The 3,840-nt window shown below is 73.4% G+C and carries 4 protein-coding genes; 2 read left to right on the top strand and 2 right to left on the bottom strand.

The window, feature by feature from the left end:
- The coding region (locus tag SJ20_RS04015) for a LytR C-terminal domain-containing protein (RefSeq protein WP_044659027.1) at nucleotides 1-286 on the top strand (286 nt) is incomplete at its 5' end.
- A 318-nt stretch (nucleotides 287-604) separates the two neighbouring features.
- Nucleotides 605-2,236, top strand: a complete 1,632-nt coding sequence (gene groL, locus SJ20_RS04010; protein ID WP_036315916.1) for a chaperonin GroEL — start codon at nucleotides 605-607, stop codon at nucleotides 2,234-2,236.
- A gap of 110 nt (nucleotides 2,237-2,346) precedes the next feature.
- Here the strand turns inward: groL and SJ20_RS04005 are convergent, their stop codons facing one another.
- Together SJ20_RS04005 and SJ20_RS04000 are read right to left on the bottom strand one after the other, a co-directional pair.
- Nucleotides 2,347-3,279, bottom strand: coding sequence for a DUF4031 domain-containing protein (locus tag SJ20_RS04005; protein WP_036315913.1), 933 nt, complete (start codon nucleotides 3,277-3,279; stop codon nucleotides 2,347-2,349).
- 67 nt (nucleotides 3,280-3,346) lie between these two features.
- Nucleotides 3,347-3,637 carry a WXG100 family type VII secretion target gene (locus SJ20_RS04000; protein WP_010079419.1) on the bottom strand — a complete coding sequence of 97 codons (291 nt, stop codon included), beginning with the start codon at nucleotides 3,635-3,637 and terminating at the stop codon, nucleotides 3,347-3,349.
- Nucleotides 3,638-3,840: the final 203 nt, after the last annotated feature.

Genomic DNA, 3,840 nt, shown 5'->3' with positions numbered 1-3,840 from the left:
TGCAGCCGCGCAGTCCGCGGCCGTGCGCGGCACCCACGTCACCGTGTACAACGCGACCCGCACCCAGGGCCTCGCCGCCTCCTACGCGCAGCGGCTCACGGGCGCCGGCTACACCTCGGTGGACGCGAAGAACTGGAGCGGCTACGGCATCCAGTCCTCCACCGTCCTGTACAACGGCTCGGCCAACAAGGCCGCCGCCGAGGCGGTCGGCAAGGAGCTCGGCTTCCCGGTCATGCAGACCCCGAACCTGCAGGTGAACGGTATCGCGGTGGTCGTCACCAGCTGATCCGCCCGTCGTGCGGCCGTGCCGGCCGCGCACCCTTTCCGGCCCCCGGCGGGGCGCCTTCCGAGGCGTTCTGCCGGGGGCCGTCCGCCGTCCGCGGAAGGGCGGGCCCCGCACTGCGGACCCTTTGCACTCTCCCGGTGCGAGTGCTCATAATGGGGTTAGCACTCCGAAGGCGCGACTGCCAGCCGTACCCCGGTCGGCCCGGCGCCGTGGAGGAGGACCTGTCCACCGGTGAGGCCCCCAGGGGCCGTCCGTCGCGGGCACCGGCGCGGGTCAGCCACCAGCAGTAGGAAGCCGACGTCCAGAAAGGACCTGCACATGGCCAAGACCATCGCATTCGACGAAGAGGCCCGCCGCGGCCTGGAGAAGGGCCTGAACACCCTGGCCGACGCCGTGAAGGTGACCCTCGGCCCCCGCGGCCGCAACGTGGTGCTGGAGAAGAAGTGGGGCGCCCCCACCATCACCAACGACGGCGTCTCCATCGCCAAGGAGATCGAGCTCGAGGACCCGTACGAGAAGATCGGCGCGGAGCTCGTCAAGGAGGTCGCCAAGAAGACCGACGACGTCGCCGGCGACGGCACCACCACCGCCACCGTGCTGGCCCAGGCGCTGGTCCGCGAGGGCCTGCGCAACGTGGCCGCGGGCGCCGACCCGCTGTCCCTGAAGCGCGGCATCGAGAAGGCCGTGGAGGCCGTCACCTCCGAGCTGCTCTCCGCCTCCCGCGAGATCGAGACCAAGGACCAGATCGCGGCCACCGCCTCGATCTCCGCCGCGGACAAGCAGATCGGCTCCCTCATCGCCGAGGCCCTGGACAAGGTCGGCAAGGAGGGCGTCATCACCGTCGAGGAGTCCAACACCTTCGGCCTCGAGCTCGAGCTCACCGAGGGCATGCGCTTCGACAAGGGCTACATCTCCGGTTACTTCGTGACCGACGCGGACCGCCAGGAGGCCGTCCTCGAGGATCCCTACATCCTCATCGTCAACTCGAAGATCTCCTCCGTGAAGGACATGGTGGCGATCCTCGAGAAGGTCATGCAGTCGGGCAAGCCGCTGCTGATCATCGCCGAAGACGTCGAGGGCGAGGCCCTGGCCACCCTCGTGGTCAACAAGATCCGCGGCACCTTCAAGTCCGTGGCCGTGAAGGCCCCGGGCTTCGGTGACCGCCGCAAGGCCATGCTCGCCGACATCGCCATCCTCACCGGCGGCCAGGTCATCTCCTCCGAGGTGGGCCTGTCCCTGGAGAACGCGACCCTCGACCTGCTGGGCACCGCCCGCAAGGTGGTCGTCACCAAGGACGAGACCACCATCGTGGAGGGTGGCGGCGACGCCGAGCAGATCGCCGGCCGCGTGGCCCAGATCCGCTCCGAGATCGAGAACACCGACTCGGACTACGATCGCGAGAAGCTGCAGGAGCGCCTCGCCAAGCTGGCCGGCGGCGTGGCCGTCATCAAGGCCGGCGCGGCCACCGAGGTGGAGCTCAAGGAGCGTAAGCACCGCATCGAGGACGCCGTGCGCAACGCCAAGGCCGCCGTGGAGGAGGGCATCGTCGCCGGCGGCGGCGTGGCCCTGATCCAGGCCGGCGCCAAGGCGTTCGGCGGCCTGCAGCTCGAGGGCGACGAGGCCACCGGCGCGAACATCGTGAAGGTCGCCATCGAGGCCCCGCTGAAGCAGATCGCCTTCAACGCCGGCCTGGAGCCCGGCGTCGTGGCGGACAAGGTCAAGACCCTCGACGACGGTCACGGCCTGAACGCCGCCACCGGCGAGTACGAGGACCTGCTGGCCGCCGGCATCAACGACCCGGTGAAGGTGACCCGCTCGGCCCTGCAGAACGCCGCGTCCATCGCGGGCCTGTTCCTGACCACCGAGGCCGTCGTCGCGGACAAGCCCGAGAAGGCCGCCGCCGGCGCCGAGGGCATGGACCCGATGGGCGGCATGGGCGGCATGATGTGATCAGCCGCTGAGCCGGCCCGGCCCGTTCGGGCGCCCAGCCAGCGAGGCCCGTCTCCCCGTCCGGGGAGGCGGGCCTCGCCGCGTCCGGGGCCGGCACCGGGGCGCCCCGCTCAGGCCGACAGCGCGGCTCGTTCCGCCGCCAGGTTGCGGCGGGCGGCGGCCTCCCAGCGCGTTCGGCCGGGCGCGGTCCGATACAGCCGCTCGGCGTCCAGCAGGGCGTCCAGCACCGCGCCGCGACCGCGGGCCCAGTCCGCGTCGGACACGTGCGCGTAGTCCTGCCGGACCGCGGCCACGTAGCGGGCGTAGGCCTCGGGGGAGCGGCCGAGGACCTCGAGGTCCGCGTCCGAGAGCACCGCCCCGGCCGCGTCGTGCGGGGCGGGGTCGTGGGCGGCGGTGAGCAACACGAGGCGCGCCACCTCGTCGACGACGTCGGCCGGCACCGCCAGCCGCGGGTCGGTGAGCACGTCCCGGGCCAGGGCGGCCGAGTCCGCCTCGTCCTGGCCGGCGGGCGCGGCGGGGTCCCCGACGTAGACGGCGTCGTGGAACCACGCGGCCAGGCGGACCGCACGCGGATCCGGCCCGGCCTTCGCCCCCGCCCGCTCGAGCAGGTCCACGGACTCGAGCACCGCGAGCAGGTGGGCCGGGTCGTGGTAGTGCCGATGCGGCTCCGCCCAGCGGGCCAGCAGGTCGCGTCCCGCCGTCGTCACCGCGTCCGGGCTCGCCGCCGTGCCCTCGAACAGCCGCGCCCAGCGCCGGGCGAGGACGACGTCGCGCTTCTCGGCGCGGCTCCGGGCGGGCACGCGCAGCCCCGAGGCGGCGAGGCGGCGCACCAGCTCCCGTCCGGTGACGGGCACCGCCCCGCGGGCCACGAGCTCGGCGCGTCGGTGCGCGGGCACGTCGTAGTGGTCCCGGTCGAAGGCCCGCTCCGAGAGCCCCGCCGCCCGCGCGAACGCGTGGAGCTCCTCGAGGGAGGCGTCGGAGACGAGGTGGGAGAACACGGTGCCGTGGGCGGGCCACGCGGGCGGGTCGATCAGGACGGTCATGCCCCCACTCTAGGAAGCACGGACCGGGGCGCGGCCGGCCGGCCGCACCCCGGACCGTTCCGGGCGCTCAGAACCGGAACATCGCGGCGTTGGCGGTCTCCGCGTCCTGGTACTGGGTGGCGGCGGCGTCCATCGCGCGGCGGATGCCCGCCAGGGACTCCTCCACGCGCTGCTGGGTGGCGCGCCACTCGGTGAGCACACCCTGGAAGTTCGCGGCCGCCTGGCCGCGCCAGGTGTCCTGCAGCTGGCGCAGGTTGGCCTCCATGGTGCTCACCTCCGCCTGGAGGCGGCCGATGGAGCCCTCCACCGCCCCGCTCTTGGCCCGCAGGTCCTCGACGTCGATCTGCACGATGCTCATGTGACTGTCCCCTCTGATGAGTGCTGATGGGCGGCGGGTGCCGCCGGGCACCACGCTAGGGACGCGCGTCGCGCCCGGCCGCCGGGTCGTCCCCGCCTGGGGACGGGGCGTCGGCCTGAGGCGCCTGTGCAGGAGCAGACACCCGGCGGCGGCGCTCGGCCGAGGCGCGACGGAACCGCTCCGCCGCCCGCAGCAGGCGGCTG

The organism is Micrococcus sp. MS-ASIII-49, from assembly GCF_000946635.1.
GTDB lineage: Bacteria > Actinomycetota > Actinomycetes > Actinomycetales > Micrococcaceae > Micrococcus > Micrococcus luteus.
The sequence above is the reverse complement of the archived record's forward strand: the minus strand, read 5'-3'. Positions and strand labels throughout refer to the sequence as shown.

Coding starts and splice junctions, on each gene's coding strand:
- SJ20_RS04000 (WP_010079419.1), bottom strand. CDS start 3,637: ATGAGCATCGTGCAGATCGACGTCGAGGACCTGCGGGCCAAGAGCGGG.
- SJ20_RS04005 (WP_036315913.1), bottom strand. CDS start 3,279: ATGACCGTCCTGATCGACCCGCCCGCGTGGCCCGCCCACGGCACCGTG.
- groL (WP_036315916.1), top strand. CDS start 605: ATGGCCAAGACCATCGCATTCGACGAAGAGGCCCGCCGCGGCCTGGAG.